Raw genomic sequence first — 19,833 nt, 5'->3', positions numbered from 1 at the left:
GCGCGTTGCTGACCCGGTTCTTCGCCGAGCGCCGGTGACGGTATTGTCGTCGGCGGTGGCGTGTCCGAGCGGCCGAAGGAGCACGCCTCGAAAGCGTGTGAGGTGAAAGCCTCCGTGGGTTCAAATCCCACCGCCACCGCCCTTTTGAACCCCCGGATTTGCTGGGCTCCATGACCTGGCGAGTCCGGGGGCTCTTCTTGTGGGGCCTGCCTTGGTGCCGGTGTGGGTGCCGCTTGTGTACCCGGTCGGCGTTCCGATAAGGAGCAGCCCGCGCCGTCAAGCTGAAGTTGACGAGCTGGTCGTCATTCGGGGGGAGTCCTGTCGGCATGAACGCTCTGCCGCGGGCAAACTGGTCACATGGTATTTGCGGTGGTAATCCTCAGCGTGGCGTTGGCCGTCGCTGTGGTGGCGCTCGCTGCACCAGGTCGTGGCCGCTGGGCAGCTGCCGGTGCCGGGCCCGCAGTACGACCGACACCGCCGCTCGCGGCTACCGACACCGCCATCGCGCTCAGTCCGGAGGAAGGTGGCGGCCGTCCCTTTGACATCTGGGAGCTGCTGCTGCTGCTGCCGGATGCCGCAACCGAGCCGTCACGGCTGTGGCTTACCCCGTGGCCGGCGTCGAGCCCCGGCCCGTCGGGCCACCTGCTGCCCGCAGGTGCTCCGCTCGCCCGGGCTGTGCAGGAGATCGTCCGAACGCGCGCCGGCCGGCTCATGGTGACGGCGACGAGCCTGAGCACCGACCTGTTCTTTCGGTTCGAAGCCAGCCCGGAGTTGCTGCACGGCATCGCCCGTGGGATGTACGAGATCATGCCTTCGGTATCCGGGGGGTACCGCTCACCGGTCCGTACGGTTGCGGCAAAGACGGTCGTCGGGCATGGCAGCTACGTTCCCGCCGGTGGCGGGGCAGCAGGTGCCGATGCCACGGCCGCAGCGGCGCCTGCTCTGGCGCCCGTCCTCCTGGTCGCTGCGGTCACGGCCGGGTTGGAGATGGCCGTGGCTGCCGAGCAACGCCGACAGTTGCAGTCGATCCGTGAGCTCGCAGCCGCAACACGCGATGAGCAGATCAGGCAGCAGATCGCCGGCCTTGAAGCGGCCGCTCGCCGGTTGGATCTGGCCGCACGCAGTGTGATCGACGCAGGTTTCGTTCCGACCGCCCTCGGCATCGACTCCGCGGCCGACACGGTCAGTCGCGAGTGGCAGCGGTCGAGCCGCAAACTGCAGGAGTGGCGAAGCCGACTGGCCGCCTTCGACGGTGCTGTCAACCTCGACCAGTTGAGCGAGGCGTTCCCCGGCATCGTCGACCTCGAGAGCGGCGAGTTCTGGCGCGAGATCGCCCTCTACCGGACCAGTCTGGCGCTACATACTCGCGCCACGTTGCTCTCGGTTGGTGAAGCAGTCGCGCACGACCCTGACCATGCTTTCCCGCTGCTCCGTGAAGGACTGCAACAGCACGCGGACGAGCTCGACGCGGGGGTGGTCGACCTGCGGGCGTTCGCGGCGGAGCTCGCGTCAGTGGACCTCAAGCTCGGCCGGCTGGTGAGCGGTGGGACAGCGAACCAAGCGCTTGCGATGACTCGCCGGATCGCCACACTTTCCGCCGATCTCGCCCACCCGGAGCCAGTGCGTGAGCTCCCCGCGGCTATCGGACCGGGCGGCTCACTCCAACTCGAAGGCCTACAGCACCGCGACGGTTCGATCACGCTGCTGGCGGCAGACAAGCCCGCAGATGCCGTAGAAAGCTAATGCGGCTCGCCGAGCCGGATGCGCGGCTGGTCCACCACGGCGCGCATCCCGGCTACATCGATGATCCGCTCCGCAAGGGTCAACGACGCGAACTCAGGCGGCAGTGACTCGGCGAACTTCAGCTCCCGGACGGCGTTCTGGTCCACCGAGATGACAGGCTCTCGAGCGGGATCCAACGAAGCCACTGCAGCGTCGAGTGCCGTGTCCGGCAAGTCCTCCCTGATCCGCACCCGGTCGTTGTCGAAGCCGGCCGAGTCCTCGATCACGGCCGGAAGCGCGGCGGCGAGCGTGGCGTTGGCACGTGCGCCGGCGAAGGTCCACCACCACCGATCGCTGTCGATGGCCGTTGCACCGTGCCGGACCCGGCCGGCGGAATCGGCACGGATGGCGGCGAACTCTGCCACGGCGCGCTGCGACCGCCACACCTCGGGATCAGTGCCGAGCAGGACATCGCGTCGTGCCCGGCACAACTCAAAGGACATCGGCTGCGGGCTGCTGGTCCAGCGCATCCGCGCGCCCTGGTCGGCTCGTTCGACCCAACACCGGTGACGGCGCCAGTCGATGTGCGTCACCCGCCAAGCATGCCCGGCGAGGGAGAGGTGGCGCGGCCCGTCCTCCTTCTTCAGGAGCACGATCGGATCGATCCTGCCGATCTCGTCGTTGCCGGCGAAGACAACGAGTTCCGGGTCGGAGGTGAAGACGGAAACCAGTTCCATAAAGTGCCGCCGGCCGTAGCGGCGCTCGGCCTCTGGTCCGACGAAGAGCATCCCATCGTCCGCGTCGAGGTGTCCGGTCTCGACCAGCCACAGGACTACCGCGCGTGCATCTTCGTCGGTCCAGGCCCCGAGTCCGCTCCACCACTCGGGCCAGAGGTTCGTTCCGACCTGGTGTTCCTGGAGGCAGAGCGCCAGAACCTGTTGCGTGATCAGGTGACGGGGTGATGGAGGAGGGGTGACCGGTTCGACCCACCCTGACAACCACAACCGCAGCAGGCCTGCCGCGTGGACGAGGCCCGACGTCCGCGTTGCCAGGAACAGGGCGTTACGGGTGCTGCCTGCGCGGCGACCCGTCCGGCCCAGCCGCTGCAGGAATGATGCGACGGTGCGCGGCGCGTCGATCTGGATCACCCGGTCGAGATCGCCGACGTCGATGCCGAGTTCGAGCGTAGAAGTGGAGACGATCACGCAGTCCCGCGACTGGGCGAACGCCTCCTCAGCCCGCCGCCGCTCGTCGACGGACAGCGAGGAGTGCGACACGTAGGTCTCGACGGAGCGCGCACGAAGGGCGATAGCGAGCTCCTCCACCTGGCGCCGGCTCTCGCAGAACGCCAGACGCTTCTCACCCCTGTGCAGACCGGCGATCACGGTCGCCGCGTTCTCCGTCGACCCGACGTAGTCAAGTCCGACGTCCACGCCAGTATGGGGGGATTGAGCGGATCGGGCGTGTACGACGGCGGCGGGTCGAGTGTCTCGTCCACTCCCTTGCAGCCAGGAGAGCAACTCCGCCGGATTGCCGACCGTCGCCGAGAGCCCCACCCGCTGGATGGGACGACGAGCCAACCGCTGCAACCGCTCCAGCACTGCCAGCAGGTGCCAGCCGCGATCGTCTCCAGCGAAGGCATGGAGTTCGTCGACGACGATCGCCTGCAGATTTCCGAACAACTCCTGGGGTATGACGCGAGTCGATACGAGCATCGCTTCGAGTGACTCGGGAGTGGTCAGCAACAGGTCAGGCGGGTCCGACAGGATCCGGCGTCGAGCGGTGTCTCCGGTGTCGCCGTGCCACAGCTCCGCACGGCGCCCGAGCCACGAGGCGTATCCGGACAGGCGGGGCTGCAGATTGTTGAGCAGCGCCCGCAGCGGACACACGTACAGCACTGACAGCCCGCGCCAGTCGCGGGTGACCATGGCCGACAGCAATGGAAACGAGGCTGCCTCGGTCTTGCCGCCCGCCGTCGGCGCCACCATCAGTACGTCCGCGCCGCTGAGCACCGGCTCGACGGCCTCTGCCTGGAACGGACGCAGCGACGGCCACCCGAGCGTGTTGACGATGTGGTGGAGCAGGACCGGGTGGAGCAGATCCTCGCCGCGCCCGGTCATCAGAGGTCCAGCGCGATGTCGTCCGGATTCGTGCGGGCGCGCGCATTCGTCTCGACGGCATTCAGCTCGGACGCGTTGACGGTCAGCGCGTAGTCGCGGCGGGGGTCGAAGTCGGGGAACTGGTCCACCCGGTCGAGGACATCGCCGACCAGCTTCTTCAGGAACAGCCGAGGTGCGACGCCGACCCGGCCACCGAGTTCTCCGGACACCGCAGAGGCAAGGCTGCCGATATACCCATCGTCCACGACAGTCGTGATCCGGGGTGCGGCATCCGAACCTGCGGCATAGAGGTCCCGCACCTTGCGTCCGACCTCGACGAGCGATGCGGACGTGAATCCCGGCAGCCTGATCTGGACCGCCCGAGGGTTGTCGAACCGGGCGTCGGTGGTGAAGTCGGTGGCCAGTCGGCCGGCCAGCGGTGCGAGCCGTTGCACACCTTGGATGCCATCGAAGAACGCCGGGGTGCCGGTGATCAGCAAGTACAATCCGGGAAAACGCCCGCCATCGACCTCATCGATCAGTTGGCGCAGCGCGTTGAGTGCCTTCTCGCGCACGTCACCCCGGACGCGTTGCAGCGTTTCCACTTCATCGAGCACGAGAAGCAGGCCAGGATGCCCGGCGTCGCGAAGTACCGTGAGCAGTCCCTGCAGGAAGCCGAAGGCACCGAAGTGGTCGAGTTCGCCGCGGACACCGGCAGCGCGACGGACCGACGCCGCGACGTGTGGCTGTCCCGCGAGCCACGCGGCGAGCCCCTCCGCATCGGCGACGTTTTCGGCGAGGAATGCCAGCCGGTAGGCACGCAGCGCAGTGGCGAAGGCCGGGGTCGTGCGCGATACCGACGAGAGTCGACGTTCGAGCATCTCGTCGACAGCTCCGCTCGAGGTGGGATCCTCCAGGCCGAACAACCATGCGTCGAGCACCGGCCGGAACGCCGAGGGAGGAAACTCCGCGGTCTGCAGCGACTCACACACCCGGCGGTATACGGTCTCCAGCCTGTGCAGCGGTGTCTCCGTCTCGCTGATCTGAACCTCTGCCACGGCCATGCCCCGGCCCTTGGCCTGTTCACCGAGCCACCGGGCGAAGAAGGTCTTGCCGGAGCCGTACTCGCCACGGACGGCCTTGAAGACCGCGCCTCCCGCAGGGAGCAGGTCAAGTTCTGCCGCCAGCGCATCGGCGAAGCGCTCGAGGCCGACCGCGAACTGATCGAGGCCGTTCTGCGGAACGGTCCCGCGGCGCAGGGCATCTATGATCTCGCGACGCCGCCGGGCGCTGACCGGGCTCGTCATGTCAGCTCTCCGAAGACGCTGAACTGCTCGCGTAGGAGGGTGACGTCCAGGACAACCGACGTTCCGTCCCGGTCGAGCACCGGGTACTGCTCGACGTTGAGGAGCCGCTGCACGCGCGGCAGGGCACCGGCGAGCTGGATGACCGGAACCTGTAGCGCGGCAGCCGCCGATTCGGCGTCGATCCGGTTGCCAGGGGTGGTCAGGAGCGCTCGCACGAGACGGGCGACCTTCTCGTCGGGCATGGCCTGGCCACGGGCGCGATTTCGCTGCTCGGCATAGACGGGCGACGACAACAGCTGCGTGATCGGATCGGACGAAGCCGGCGGCTGCGGTGCCGCCGTTTCGGGCTCGGTGTCGAACAGGGTCGGCGGGTCCGATGGCTTGCTCGGCATCACCACCGGCCGCGCGGCGGCGACGGGCCGCACCGGAGCGGCAGACGCGATAGACCCGCGCCACCATGCAGGAGCCTGCGGCAGCGCCAGATCCCATCCTGCCGGTACTGCGCCGGTGGTCAGCAGGGTGACCGGGATGACGACCTCGGCCGGTGCGGCCCCGCCGTGGTAGCCGGCTTTGAGGGGCCCGTAGCGCAGCCCGTCCTCCACCGCGAGAACGGCATCGCCGTTGTGTTCAAGCACGCGACGGCCGGTGAGGCGGATTTCGCCGGGTTGCACGGTGCCGGTGTAGGCGTGCGATCGGTTGCTCGACGCCGCTTCGACGGTCAGCATGCGGCCGGCCCGGCGCTCGACGATGTGGCCGTGGTCCGATGCCAGCACGACGACCCGTCCGGCCCGGTAGGCGCGCTCGAGCAGCGGCCGCAGGTGCTTCACCGACTCGGCACCCCACTCGGTGCCACCCGGGTCTGAACGATCGAGTGCGTCGTCGATGGTGTTGAGCACGCACGCAACCACGCCCGTGTTCGGGTTGTCGATCGCCGCGCGGACGTCGTGCGCCGAGGAGAAGCCGGGTTCGCTGCTGTCCAGACCCAGCTTGTGGAACAGCGCACCGGTCAAGCCGACCGACTGCAGCAGCTTGGCGAAGCCTGCCTGTTCGACGGCCTGCTCACCGGTCGCCAGTTCCCCGCAGAACAGGCTCGGTCGCGCAACCCGGGTCAGCGTCGGGTAGCTGGCGATAGCTGCGAGCCGTGTCGTCCGGCCTGCGGGGACACATTCGACCCACGCGTCGAGCTGGCGGCCGATGTCGTCCATGACTTCGCTGGCGACGGCGCAGTTCATCCCGTCAGCGAGGACGAACAGCACGGGAAGCTGTGCGGCAATCGGCAGGACGTACCTGCGGAGCAGGTCCTCTGCGTTGACCGCTCCGGCCGGTGCGGCAGCACCGATCCGCTCATGTGCCGCCAGCAGTTGGGCGAACCGGCCGTCGAAGGCGGCGCGCCGTGCACGCACCGCTTCCAGCACTCCGCGAAGGCCCCGGGCCAGCTCTTCGTCGTCGACGCCGTTCCATGCGTCAGCCGCGGCGCGGTCGACCCAGCTCGTGGTGGTCCAGTACTGCTCGATCGCCGAGCCGAGGTCCGCCGGTTCGGCCGATGCCAACGCCAGCCACCGCACGAGCTGCACCGCCGCCTGCGACCGGACGACCCGCACTTCGCCGTCACGCCGAGCGAGGGCATGAGCGGTGACGCGCTCCCAGGCTGCCTCGACCGCTTTCCGCTCGTCGGACTGGACGAGCGCTTCCCCGAGCGCGCCGGCCGCAACCCGCCCGGCGGCACGTGATCCGGCCTGCGCCAGGGCGTCACCCAGTGATGCGAGTCGTTGGGTCAGCCCACTGCGCATGACGTCGGAGGAACCGGCGTAGTCCGCTGCCTCGACGTCGGCGAGCAGCCGGTCGACACGGTTCAGCACCCGGACCAGCGTCTCGGGCGCGGGGTTGCCCTGGGCGAGCCAGCGCTTCACGACCGATTCGGCGGCATCCGCCCACGCGCCCAGCGCTACCGGTCCCCTGTCCGCGGAAAGCGATGCACTCCGTCGGAAGAGCGCTTGCGGACCCGAGTCGCTCACCGTGGCACTCACGGCCCGCGCGACCAACCCGAGTGGCAGGACGTCCTCGGCGCGACCGGCCAGCACCAGAGCGCCGAGTACGCCGGCCAGGTCACCGGCCTGGCCCGCGATCCAGCGGACGACCGATCCGGCAAGCTGTTGTCCGGCGAGGGAGGTGAGATTGGCCAACGACCGTGCCAGGCTCGCCGATGTCGTCCACTCCAGGACTCGCTCGAGGTCGATCGACGTGGCCTCCAGGCCGAGGTGCGCGGCGGCGACGGATCGCATGGCGTGGTCGTAGGTGAGCGTCCCGCTGCGGGCGGCCGGCCATCCGCTGCTCGGGGTGGCGTTCAAGAGCGCGTTCGCCAGCTCTGTGCGGTTCTCGGCACGGGCGAGTGCACTGTCGATCGCGGTTGCCTCGAAGCCGTGCTTGACGGCTTCCCACGGGTCCGGGCTGCGCAACCGCCGTCCCACGAAATGGGCGGTGATGCCCGTGCCGAGGTCGTCGTCGTCGCGGTCGGTGAGGACGACGAGCCATTCACCGGGGGAGCGTGACAGCAGGACCTCTCGCACGGCAAGCGACGAAGCGCACGCGACGACGGTGACAGGCTTTCCCGCGAAGGTGATCGGCGCTCCCGACCATTCCGGCCGGGCTCGAATCCCGAGTACGCCCCCGTCCGTGGGTGCGGCGGCACCGTCCCGGTTCAGGAGATCGCGGATCACTGCCGCCGAGACCGGAGTCGTCACTCCGCCCGCCACTCGACGGTGATGGTGCGGTTGCTGTTCGCTGCCCCGAAGGCGGTGAGTTCATCGAGTGCGGCCTGCAACTCCGTGGCGGAGCGGATCGTCCGGCTTCCCTGTGCCGCAGTTGTCGGCGCAGCGGGCGTCGGCGGTGCTGGAGTACTCGTTCCGGGCGGGGTCGGAGCGGGTGCAGCAGCGGCGGTGACGAAGTCCCAGGCTTCGTTCCCCGCGCGCGTCAGGGCGGGAGCGAGCGCCTCGGTCAGTTCGTCGTGGCCGAATGCCGCACGCACCCGGTCGAGGATCGCCTTGGCCTGCACGCTGCGCGGGTCAACCCCATGCTCGGCGGCGAGCAGCGGCCTGAGTCGATTCCAGGTGAACCCCCGAAGCGCCTCGGCAACCTCGTTCGCTGATCTCAGCGAGCGGGCGACCGCCTGGTCCGGTGACGGGAACGAGGTCCGCGCGATCCGCTCGATGAAAGCGACCTTGTCCCGCGTCGCGCGCAACGTGTCGACGAACCGCTTCGCCGCAGCCGCGGTGGCGAAGCGGGCACCACTTCCCGGTGGCACAGCGAGAGAGGCGGCGGCGCTCGTCAGCTGCGTCTCGAGGTCGCTGGCCGCAGCCGCGAGTTCTGATGCTGTCTTCGAGACGGACTCGAACAGCTCGCCGACAGCCGAGGCGGTGAGGTTGCTGTTCCCGGTCCACCCGAAGACCGCGCCGGCCCGGGTAACCGCCGCGGTCCAGTCGGCGGTGGCGGGCAACGGCTCGGGGCGCAGTTCGATGTCCCCGGCGAACTGCGGCGTGCCCGGTACCGGTGCGGGCAGGTTCGTCCCGTGGCGATACCACGCCCGGTCCTGCAGGACCGCCCACGCGCGGATCACCAGGTCGGCGATCTCCGGACGCAATCCCCACGCCGGCTGCTCGGCCGTGATCCAGCCACGCAACTGGTCGACGGTCACCGGTTCGTCGGCGGCCAGGCCGGCGACTCCCATTGCGATGGAGAATCGGCCTGCCCACCAGAACCGCGCGGCGTCGAAGCTCAGGTGCGTCTGGCCCATATTGGCGATCTTGAGCGGGTCCACGACCCGGCGCACGACATCGCGCTTGCCCGGCTCCACCGGCACCCGGCCGCTCGGGTCCTGGTGTGCCTGCTCCAGGGCGTCGAGCACCGTGGCGATCTCCGTCGGGCGGACCGGCTCATTCGACGGCTGGAAGTCCGGGTGCGCGGGAAAGAGCGCGATAAACGCTTGATCGAGCAGGTTCGTGAACGCCGCGGCGAGGTCGGTTCCCACCGGTGGCGCGGGTGCGAACGAGGCATCCAGGCTGAAGATGACGTCAGTGTGCGCCGGGTCGACCTCGATGGTTCCAGGCGTGCGCGCTGCTGCCCCATAGGCCTCTTGAACGGCTCGGGTCAGGCGATCGTGCAGAGCGCTCTGCCGGTTGGTGAGCAGCAGCTTCGCCTGTGGACGGTCGGCTTCGGCGAGGTGATCGGCGTACTGGCCGTACCGTTGGTCCGAGGCCAGTACCCAGTCCAGGATCACCAGCTCGCCCAGCTCGTTCTGCAGCTGCGGCGTGAGGAAGTGCGGCAACCATGCCACTGTGGTGGAACTGAACCCGCTCGACCTCAGCGCCTCGACACGGCGCAGGTCGTCGACCGGCCCGCGGCCGTCCTCGTCGAACGGGTAGTCCACGACGAAGCGCCAGGTGTCCGGGCCGGCTCGGAAACTCTGGTCGGTGAGCCAGGCCGGATCGCGGACGTTGCCGAAGAGCACCTCGATCTCACGCCTCGACCCACGCCAGACCCGGCTCTGGCGCTGCACTCCGAACGCGTCGGGGGAGACGTCTTCGAAGCCGAACGCGGAGTACACCAGCTGCTTGAGGGTGTCGCGCCGCCGTCCGACGTTGTCCTCGATCCGCGCCCGTTGGATGATCGTTTCGTACGCGACCTCGGAGATCTGCAGCCGGATGACCGGGTCGTTGCCTTCACCGATGTGGATCTCGGGGACGTCGACGTGCCACCGACGGATCTTGGCCAGGACGGCCGAGACCTCTTGGCCGGGGATGGGGGCGACGATCGAGCCGTGGTTGAGTGCGGCGAGACGTCCGGCCGTGAGGTCCTGCAGGGCGGGCACGTTGGTGGCCACGGCCGAAAGCACCAGCGTCTTGGCGAGGCGCTCGTCGGCGATGAACGGGTGATTGGCCGGCAGGCCCGCGACGTCGTCCTCGTGAAGGTTGTTCTGGCGCAGCAGAATCGGCCGCAGCTTGGTGTCGTAGAGCTTCTTGGCATTCGAGATGCGCGCGCCCATCTCGGGAGTGACCGCATTCTGGCCGTCGACCACCTGGGCGTAGACGTCGCCGACCGGGATCACGGAGTCGACGGTGAGCGACTCCCGGCCGTCGACGAGCAGCTTCTGCATCACCTTCAGGGCGGTGCGGTCGCGCTGCATCGCCGAGGCCAGCGCGCGCAGCGTCGAGACCAGCGCCGGCGAGAACGGGTAGGTGCGGCGGAACCCCTCCTTGTCCGAGCCGCGGTGCGTGCCGTCGACGCTGATGCCGTCGAGGAGCACGTCCCACACCGCCGGTCGCCGGTCGAGCGCCTCGAAGGCCACGTCGATGACGGCCTTCGAGGAAGCGTCGCGGGGCTTCAGCAGGCGCTTTTCGGCCACGAACTGCAGGTTGTCGTCACCGAGCACGATGTGTGCGAACCGCTCGTTCTGGTGCTGCAGCGCGCTGTCGACGGCTTCGAGCTGGGCACCGGCACCACCCTGCTCGGCGAAGTAGCGCCGCAGGTCCATCTGCCGGGCGACGAAGGAGACGAGCGGAAGCGCACGAGCCTCACCGCCGAACTCGACGAGCTTCGTCAGTTTCTGCGACTCACGCGCGAAGAACTCGTTGTCGCGCACAGCGAAGGCCAGCCACAGCACCAGCTCGTCCAGGAACTGGACGACCGCGTCGTAACCGAGTGACCTGGCGTGGGCGGTGACGACCGCGAGGCCCTCTTCGAGGGAGACGTAGTCCTCGGAGCGGGTGAAGGCGCTGAAGTAGACCCGGACGAGGTCACTGACCAGTCGCGTCCGGCTGTTCTCGGCGACGGTGGCCGAGCGGGCGCTGTCGTAGCTGGCCGGATCCCAGCTTCCTCCCAGGACGGCGGCCCAGACGTCGGAACTCCGGGCCCCTCCTTCGTTCAGCCTGGCGAAGAAGGCCTCGTCGCCCATCGTGGAGCGAAGGCGATCGGCATCGTCGAACAGCGCGTCGCTGCGGTGCACCGCCGGAAGCACGCAGTCGGGATGCAGCTCGCGGATCTGCTGCACGTAGCCGCCGAGGAGCACTTCTTCCATCGTCCGCGCGCCGAGGAAGTGGTAGGCGAGGCGCAGGATCTTCTTGCCACTGATCTTGTCGTCGTAGCGGGCGATCACCTCGGCGAGTTCCGGCTTCGCACGCGCGGCGGGGACGTGCCCGAGCAGCGCGTAGAGCACGGCCATGAAATGCGATTTGCCGGAGCCGAACGACCCTTCCAGGAACGCGCCACGGCTCTTGCCGTCGACGAGCGCCGCGGAAACCTGGTGAAGTGCCTGGTCGAAGGCACTGACGAGGTCGTCAGTGAGGACGTACTGATCGATCGTCGCTTCGATCGTGCCCGGCGCGACCCCGTCGGCGAGTTTGAGGACGTAGTCGTTCGCCCCGGCGCGCTCGGGGATGTCGATGAGGTTCCGCAACAGGTTCGTCATGAGGTCGCCTTCCTGCCTCGCCGACCACGAGTCGGGGCCTTGGGCTGCCACGCCGAGAGATCGGCCGCCGTCGCCCCCACTCGGAACGACCATTGGGCCAACTGCTCGGTGAAGAAAGCGGCCGGACTGTCGCCGTACATCGGGTCGAGGTCATGGTGCCACTGCTTGACCCACGGGAGCAGTTCGGCCAGCCCCGCGACGAGCGGAACGAGTCGCTCGTCAGAGGCACCCTCGTCGGAGCGCTGCTGGAGCAACGTAGCCAGGGCGAGTGACTGCTGGGCGTGGTCCCACCCAGCCCACCCGAGCACCAGTGTCGGATCCGTCTCGCGGCCGGCGTTCGGGTACAGGATGAAGCGCTCCTTGGGTACATCGAGCTTGCCGCGCTGCGTCCAGTACGAAGGCTTCACGAAGTCGGCGCTCGTGTACTTCGGTGGAACCGGGATCGGGGTGCGCAGCGTCATCCCGGCATCTTCTTGACGCTGCAGCTCCCAAGTCCGCTCCCACGCCGCGCGCGTGCGCAGGCCGGAATCCTTGTAGCGGTACGCAGCGAGGAAGGGCACCGACTCGTCCGCCGTGAGCGTGGCGAGGCTGGTGACGACCGGGATGCCAGGGCGACCCGCCCACACATCGAGGACGTCGGTGAACTCCGTGTCGCGCCCGAGTTCGTCCGCGAGCTGCTGGACCGACCGCGTGACCGGGCGGCCCTGCGGGTCGAACCAGAACTTTCTGCCTTCGAGCCGGTCCAGGAGCCAGCCGGCGAGCGCACGCTTCTCGCGCACCTCCCACGACTCGCTCATCCAGCGCCGCTTGTATTCGGGCCGCTCCAGCAGCCCGATGAACGGGTTCGTCTCGATCAGTTCGATGCGCCGCTCCACGAGCTTGCGGTACTCGGCGGGCCATTCGGCCGGGAGCTCCGTGATTGGCGTAGAGTTGTGCCCGTCGAACCAGGCTGTCTCTGCCTCGCCGGCCGCGATCTTGCGGGCCAGCACTATCTCGAAAGCGCGCTGCCCGAGGCTGATCGCCATGTCGAGGTTGGGTTCCCAGGTGAGATCCTCGTCGATGAGTCCGTAGGCTCTGTACATCGCCCAGTCCAGGTCCTCCTGGCAGCTGATCGCGATGCGACGGCGCTCTTCGTAGACGCTGCGTCGCTCGTCGAGCTCGGGGCGGCTGAGCAGCCCGTTCGATACCGCCTGCTCCGGTGACGAGGCATTGGCACACTCGATCAGCGCGGTCATCCGCTGGCCCCAGAACGCATCTGGTTGTGCGGGCAGCGGGATGTCTTCGACATTGCTGCCGTTGAACTGATACGTCCGCGCCCAGAAAGTGCCTGCCGCGCCGCCCTTGGGCTGGCACTTTTCCTTGAGCCAGAAACAGACCACCGATGAGTTCAGGGCAGTCAGCAAGCTGTGGTGCTGCTCTTGCGTAGCACCGGGGGGAAGTTTGATGACCGGGGCCGTCTGCTTGAACACCTTCTTGCCGTAGTCGAGGACGAAGTGGTTGTGGGTTGCGACTTCGGCGAACGTGATCGACAACGGCGTGCGGTAGCGACTTGCGACCCATCGATACCACCCCCACCACGGAGTTCCAGCGTCGGCGCGCGTTTCGCCCCCGAAGCCCGTAACGCCTCCGAGTACGGTGCGCTGCGGCCACTGGCGTCGCCCCCAGCTGTCCATGTCCAACTGCACCAGGTCGGCGTGCGTGTCGTAAGGAACAAGTGCGAATTCGTCGAGCCTCACCTCCCAGTCACGCACGACATCTCCTGCCAGCACCGCGCGGATCAGGCTGGCCGGGACGTCATCGCGGAGCAGCGCATGTTCGGGGGCGAAGAACGCATCGTCAGCGCCGGGGAAGCTGGCAAAACCCACTTGGCCCTCGATCGCTGCGGACAAGCGTCTCGCCGCGGAGGCCTCGATCGCCGCCTTCAGTTCCACGGCCCCGCCGCCGCTGAGCGACCACGGGTGGCGAGCAAGCACCGCCCGATCGAGATCCGTGACCGAAACCCAGTCGTCCGTGTACGAAGGATCGTCAAGATGGCCGACGAGTGCTTGCCAGTAGGGCCCGTCTCCGTCATCACCTACGGTGCGAGTTTCTCGGCGCCCATTGCTTAGTACGGCTCGCAGCGTCGAGGCAGCAGGCCGTCGGTTTCTTCCGACCAAGATAGCGGTGGGCGTGCCGTCGGTATTGTGTCCTGGAATCCACGCTCCCTCGGAGTTGATCACGTAAAGGAGATCCACTTCGGGGAAGAACTCTTCGATGAGTTTCGAGCCGAACTCACGTTTCATGAATGAGTTGCTCGTGATCTGGCCCACCCAGCCTGCGGGCTCGCCGGCCTTGGCCAACGCAAAGAGCTTTTCCATGAAGGGAATCGAGAGGGCGTAGGTTCCCTTGCAGCTCGAGTAGCGCCACCGGTACTTCGCATTGAGCGCTGAGTCCTTGACCGTGATGTACGGCGGGTTGGCCACGACGGCGTCGTACTGGCCGTCCGCCAGAATCGATTCCAGCAGATCGCGGTCCTCGGTGGTGTATGCGAAGTCGTGGTAGTCGTGCACACCCTGCAGCTCGGCCTGTCCGTAACCGAAGAGCAGCGAGTCACCCACCGCGAGGTGGTATTTGAACGCGGGGGCGTTCTCCAGGCTCGTCTCGCCACTCGCCTTCAGAGCGGCAAGGGTGAGCCGGAAGCGTGCAATTGCCACGGCAAAGGGGTTGAGGTCGACGCCGTAGACCGAGTCGAGGGCCTTCTGCACGCGGGCGCGCTCGTCCATGCCGGGCGCGGCCCGGTGCCAGCGGTCGAGCAGGCGGGCGAAGATGCCGAGCAGGAAGTGCCCGGAACCGCACGCGGGGTCGATGGCTTTGAACCCCTCCAGGGGCCGTTCGGCGAGGGCAGGCTCCAGGGTACGGTCGAGGATGAACTCCTCGACGAAGACCGGCGTCTGCAGCAGCGCGAACTTCTTGCGGGCCGACTCGGAGAGGTCCTGATACAGGTCGCCGAGGAACCGGCTGTCCCACTCGGGGTCGGTGAAGTTCCGCAGCAGGTTGCCCTCGTCGTCGCGGGCGCGCCAGAACGCGATCAGCCGCTCCGCTGCGTCGCCGGAGATCGGTAGCAGCCGGAGCGGGTTCTCCCTGGCGACCAGGCTCGCGGTCGCCCGGAGGCCCGCGAGGTGCTCGACCGCATCGAGGATCCAGTCGGTGTCGGTCACGTCGCGGGTGCGGGCCTTCTCAAGCAGGAACGCGTTCTGCGACTCGACGGCCTGCTGAAGCCGGGTGCCCGTTCCGGCCAGCCACAACCCGTGAACGAGATCGTTGTCCTCACAGAACCGCACGAAGACCGTCGCCAGCACCCACGCGACGGCCACCTGCGTGATCCGCTCGTCGCGCCACGACTCCCACGCCGCGGCGGTACGTCCGCGCGAGACGGCGCGGTTGTGCTCGTCCTCCCATGCTGTCTTTCTCTCGGGCAGTGCTTCAAGGCGCGCACGCAGGTCGTTTTCGAGCCAGAGCACTTCGGTACGAAGCTGCGTGGTCAGGTCGTTGCTGATCGTCATGCGGCGTCGCCTTCCGGAACTGCGCCATGCGTGAACCACGGTTCGTCGAGCGTGAGGAGCTGACCGCTGTGACTCAACTGCAGGTCCGCGCCGTCGAGGACCGGTCCGGTGTAGTTGCCGAGCGGAAGCAGCAGCCACGTCGCTCGGGCTCGGACGGTGGCGATGTCGGCGAGACGGGCGAGGATCTGGGTCTGGCGGTACCTCGCCAGGGGGGCTGCATCGATGAGAAGCAGGGGCCGCTCGCTCGGGAGGTTGGTGGCGGCGCGGAGTTGCTCCTCGATGGCCGGCGCAACCTGGGCTGCGATGGCGGTGATGCCCTGCCATTCTCGGGAGCCCTGTGGTGCGGCGTCCGCTGCGACCATGGCTTCCCACGGCACACCCACGCTCTGCGCGCGTTCGCGCATCGCGCTGATCACGATCCGGGATACGTCCAGCACCTCGGCGTCATACCGCTGCGTCAGCACAGAAACCGCCTGGCTGAGGCGCCGCTGCTTGGGTACCCCCAGAACGAGGAACGTCGGGGTCTGCACGCTGGAGACCAGGGCGAGGTGTGCCGGGCTCTGCTCGCGACCGGATTGCAGGCCCGCCCGTCCGGCGCCGAGGGTGAGCCGGGTGCGGTTGACGTGGCTCATCGTGAAAGCGGGATCTGCAGGGACCGCGTACTTGTTGCGCTGCTCGTCCCACGACAAGCTCAGGCCCGACCCGGCGATCAACGCGTCGAGCTGGGGGCGCTTGGGCAGCGGACTGAGATCAGGGAAGCGCGAACGGACGTAGGCAAGGACATCGTCGACGCTGAGCGTCTGCCCCGGCGTGAGACCGGTGATTGCCAGCGAGAGTGCGGTCGCCGCGGGAAGGTCGCGGTCATGCAGTTCGCCGCGAGCTGAGACGGCGGCTGACTGGCTGAATCGGGCCGCAAGCCGGGTGAGCTTCCGGTCGATGGGGCGCGTACGGTCGGCGGGCCACGCGGCGCTGAGGCGTTCGATGACGCGGTCCGCCGGTACCAGCGCCTGCCCGGTGCGCCGGGCCTCGTCGAGCAGCGAGTCCGTCGCGCGGCCGAGTGCGGTACCCGCCTCGATGATCGCCGGGTCGGTGGCGAGCAGGACGGTGCCCGACTTGCGAAGGCGGCGGCGCGCCAGCAGCGGCGGCTCGTCTGCGCCGGCCGCCACGTCGTCCGAGCGGTCGATCGCGAAGCGCAGCAGGCCGGTCGTCACGCGGATCTGCCCCAGGTCGGCGTCCGCAGGTAGCAGGTAGGCGACGATGTCCTGCACCGCAGCCACTCCGCCGAGGTCGTTGATGGCCTCGATGGCGAAGGTCGTTACCCGGTCGAGCAGCTCGGTTGCCTCCCGCTGCTCCGACCATCTCTTCTGCAACTCGCCCATCAGGTTCGAGACCTGGGGCTGTCCACCCTTGCCGGTCGCCCGCGCGATCTCGTCACCGACGCCGAACGGATCGGCAGTGCCCTCCAGGCCGAGCATGATGCGAACGAACTCGCTCCGAGCGGGTGCTTTGTCGCCGCCGGAGAGCTCGACGAGGCGTTCCGCGGTGGCGACAGAATCGGCGAGCGGACTGTCGCCCGGCGCGGTATCGCTTCGGCGGGCGGTTCCGCCGAATGACTGCCGCCAGGCTTTGGCCTGTTCGCGGATCTCCTTGCGGGTGGCCTCGGCAACGCCGGACAGACGTGTCAGGCGAGCCGGATCGACAGTGGCGAGGTCGCCGACCGTGGCGACCCGTAGCTGCTCCAGCGCCGACAGCGCGCGGGGTGAGAGCCCCGAGACGCGCAGCTCGGTTTCGGCGGTGATCTGGTCGGCAGGAACAGCCACCTCGCGGGCGGTTGCTTCCGCCTGGAAGATGACGCGCCAGGCGTTCAACATCTCGTGCGCGGTGTCGAACCGCTCCGTGGCGTTGCGGCGCAGCGCCTTGGCGAAGAACGCGACCAGCGCCGGGGCGATGCTCGGATCGAAGACCGTCGCGTCCAGTGCGGCCTCGGCGGCAACCACCGCCGGGTCGCTGACGCCGTCGCCGAAGACCGGGCCGGAGGGACTGCCCGTCGCCATCTGGTAGAGCGTCACCGCGGCGGCGTACCGCTCGGCGGCCGAGTCGAAGGTCGGACGCTGCGGTGGGCCGAGGAACGGGTCGAGGTACGGCGGAGTTCCGGCCTCGATGGCAGAGGCCCCGGCTCGGCTCAGCGAGAAGTCGAAGAGCACCAAGTGCTTGGTCCGGTACTTGCGGTCCTCGCGGATGCCGAGGTTCGACGGCTTGATATCGCGGTGCGAGATGCCGGCGGCGTCAAGAGTGACCAAGGCTTCGAGCAGGTCGGTGCCCCACCGCTCGAGCAGGTCGAGCGAGAGCCGCCGGCGGCTGCGCAGCTCGTCCGAAAGCGTCTGCTCGCCGGCGGATTCGAGGATCAGAGCCTGCCGATTGCCCACTGTCACAGGTGCGTCGCCGACGATGCGGACGATGCGTGGCGATCGGGTCGAAGCGAGCTGCGCGAGCACCTGGGCTTCGTCGGCGAGGCGCTGGCCGGCCCGGTCGTTGAGGCCGACCTTGAGCACGTACGGCTCGTTCTCGTTCTGCGCGTCCTCGACGAGTAGGCCGACGGCGGTGGAACCAGAGCCGAGACGGCGCCTGATCCGGTACCGGTTGCCGACGGTCGCGCCTGGCATCGCGTCGAGTGGGTCTTCGTCCGGCTCGTTCGTGTTCGGAGCCTGCTCAGCGGCCGCGTCGAGACCCGCGAGGAAGGCGTCGGCGTCGGCGAGCCGGTCGCTGACCATCGGGTTGGTGGCGCTCAGCACGACCTGTCGCAGCCCGCTCGCCAGTTCGGGCACGTCGACAGCGAGATCCAGCCCGTTCTGGTTGCGAACGCGCTGGCGCAACTCGCCACCGTCGGCCGCGGGCGCTATGCCGGAGAGAACTAGATAGGTGACCGCTCCGAGGGCAAAGACGTCGAGGCGGACGCGGTCGACGTCCCGAACCCAGCGCGCCTCGGGAGCGAGATACGCCCCTGCAGGATCGTTGGCGGCGGCGGCGGACTGTTCATCGGCGGCGAAGAGCTTGGTGGCAGTGCCTCGGGAGCGCTGTTCGTCGGGGACGGTCTCGCCGGCGAACTGCCAGTCGCCGATCTTGACCGTCGGTTCGCTCGTCGTGCCGCTGACCGTGATGGCAGCCGGTGAGAGCGCACGGTGGACCAGGTGCCGCTGGTGTACGTACTTCATCGTCTCGGCGATCTGGCGCACGAGGCGCAGCCGGTCCTCCAGGCCGAGTTCGTCGCCGTGATCGGCGAGCCAAAGGTCGAGGCGCCGCTCGTCGTCGAGGCGGGCGTACACCAGGCCCACGCCGAGTTCGTCCTCGATGTAGTCCTCCGGCTTGGCCACACCGTCGTGGTTGAGCCGTGCGGTGACGTCGTACTCACGCTTGACGAGGGTGCGAACGGTCGCGCGCTCAGCATCAGCGGCCCCGGCGGGCGTGACGAAGAAGCGGACGCGGGCCCGCTTGGAGTGCATGTGCTTGTGCTCGGCGGCCCAGTCCTGCCAGTCCTCGCCGTCGGCGATGGGACCGATGAGGCGCCAGGACCCGATTTCGCGTTCGCGGCGTACGGCGAAGCCGATCTTGTCGAACACCTGGACCAGCAGGTCGTCATTCTCGATCAGCGGATTTCGCGGGCCGGCTTGCGGTTCGAGCAGCCGGTCGCTGATGCCGGGCAGGTTGGTTCTCGCCGACTTGCCGTCCGGGCCGAAGAGATCGATGCGGTCGCCCGCGGGCAGGATGCAGCGAGAGTCGGCGTGGTGCAGGAATACCGACTCCTGGACGTACGGCGCCTTCAGCTGGCCGCTCGTGTCCAGTTCGCGCAGGGCGTCACGGATCAGGCCGGCGAGGCGCTGGGCCTTGCGCCGGGCACTGAGGAGGGGGTTGTCCTCACTGCCTCGTCCACGCTGCCATCGGTAGGAGTTGCCACCGATCGTGCCAGCATAGTGCTTGAGCTCGACAAGGTGGAGACGGCGCTCCCCGAGGACGAGAGCGTCGACCTCGTGCCAGCGTCCTTGAGAGTCACGGAATTCGAAGTTTGTCCAGACATGAAATGGTTTGCGGTCCGGGATGAGCTCGCGAATAAGATCAAGACCGGCGCGTTCGTGGGCGAACTGGGACGGTGAGACCTCATGCCAGCGGGGACTGTTCGAACGCACGTGGCCTTGCCTCCCTTCGGCCAAGATCGATCACACGCGCGTCATATCTTGCCAGCCGTAGCCCGATGTTTTCGGCATAGCCCCCGGCGGCGGCGGACCGCTCCTAGGACGGTTCCCGCAGCATGTCTGGCGGTCGCGCAACAGCATCATGTGCTCGGGTCGGCGCGCCCATCGGTGCCGTCCGGACAGCGTCGGTTGACATCTACCCCGCCCACCTCGGCGCAGCTAGTTTAAACCAGGAACGAGGCAATTGTCAGCAATGCCTCCTTTAGCCTTGCCGTTGGAGCCAGGGGAATAGGAGCATGGCAGGGCAAACAGTCGCTGACGCGGCGAAGTGTCGCTCATAGGCCCATCCTCCGCGGCACGCACAAAAGCGGAGGCGGCTGACCGCCACCGCTCTATGGCAAAGTTGGCGCGGCGCTGCAGGAGTTTGACCTGACTCCGCGCGCCGCTGCGGAAAGAGTAAACCCGGAGCGAGGGAAAGTAAACCGACCACGCGGTCTTTTTCGAGCCGTGTCCAGG

The 19,833-nt window shown here is 68.2% G+C and carries 7 protein-coding genes and 1 tRNA gene; 2 read left to right on the top strand and 6 right to left on the bottom strand.

The window, feature by feature from the left end; genetic code table 11:
• Positions 1 to 54 precede the first annotated feature (54 nt).
• Positions 55 to 139: transfer RNA gene (locus VLJ82_RS21230), tRNA-Ser, on the top strand.
• A gap of 218 nt (positions 140 to 357) precedes the next feature.
• Positions 358 to 1,743 carry a hypothetical protein gene (locus VLJ82_RS21225; RefSeq protein WP_408665361.1) on the top strand — a complete coding sequence of 462 codons (1,386 nt, stop codon included), beginning with the start codon at positions 358 to 360 and terminating at the stop codon, positions 1,741 to 1,743.
• On the opposite strand, the gene VLJ82_RS21220 is transcribed toward VLJ82_RS21225, so the two are convergent.
• The 6 genes from VLJ82_RS21220 to pglW are packed head-to-tail and all read right to left on the bottom strand — an operon-like array spanning position 1,740 to position 19,311.
• A complete protein-coding gene (locus tag VLJ82_RS21220; RefSeq protein WP_408665360.1) occupies positions 1,740 to 3,842 on the bottom strand; it encodes a DEAD/DEAH box helicase in 2,103 nt (700 codons plus the stop codon). The genes VLJ82_RS21225 and VLJ82_RS21220 overlap by 4 nt on opposite strands.
• Positions 3,842 to 5,128 (bottom strand): BREX system ATP-binding protein BrxD, encoded by a 1,287-nt coding sequence (gene brxD, locus VLJ82_RS21215; RefSeq protein WP_408665359.1) that lies wholly within the window; start codon positions 5,126 to 5,128, stop codon positions 3,842 to 3,844. The genes VLJ82_RS21220 and brxD overlap by 1 nt, the downstream gene beginning before the upstream one ends.
• Entirely contained in the window at positions 5,125 to 7,869 is a 2,745-nt protein-coding gene (pglZ, locus tag VLJ82_RS21210; protein ID WP_408665358.1) for a BREX-2 system phosphatase PglZ, read from the bottom strand. Before pglZ ends, brxD begins: the two co-directional genes overlap by 4 nt.
• Positions 7,866 to 11,588 (bottom strand): phage resistance protein, encoded by a 3,723-nt coding sequence (locus tag VLJ82_RS21205; protein ID WP_408665357.1) that lies wholly within the window; start codon positions 11,586 to 11,588, stop codon positions 7,866 to 7,868. The genes pglZ and VLJ82_RS21205 overlap by 4 nt, the downstream gene beginning before the upstream one ends.
• Positions 11,585 to 15,130: a BREX-2 system adenine-specific DNA-methyltransferase PglX gene (pglX, locus tag VLJ82_RS21200; protein ID WP_408665356.1), complete on the bottom strand. Its 3,546-nt coding sequence runs from the start codon at positions 15,128 to 15,130 to the stop codon at positions 11,585 to 11,587. The genes VLJ82_RS21205 and pglX overlap by 4 nt, the downstream gene beginning before the upstream one ends.
• Complete coding sequence (gene pglW, locus VLJ82_RS21195) at positions 15,127 to 19,311, bottom strand: BREX system serine/threonine kinase PglW (protein WP_408665355.1); 4,185 nt, start codon at positions 19,309 to 19,311, stop codon at positions 15,127 to 15,129. The genes pglX and pglW overlap by 4 nt, the downstream gene beginning before the upstream one ends.
• Positions 19,312 to 19,833 lie beyond the last annotated feature (522 nt).

Source organism: Jatrophihabitans sp., from assembly GCF_035474675.1.
GTDB lineage: Bacteria > Actinomycetota > Actinomycetes > Mycobacteriales > Jatrophihabitantaceae > Jatrophihabitans_A.
Note: the sequence above shows the minus strand (reverse complement) of the source record. Positions and strands in the feature narration are given on the sequence as shown.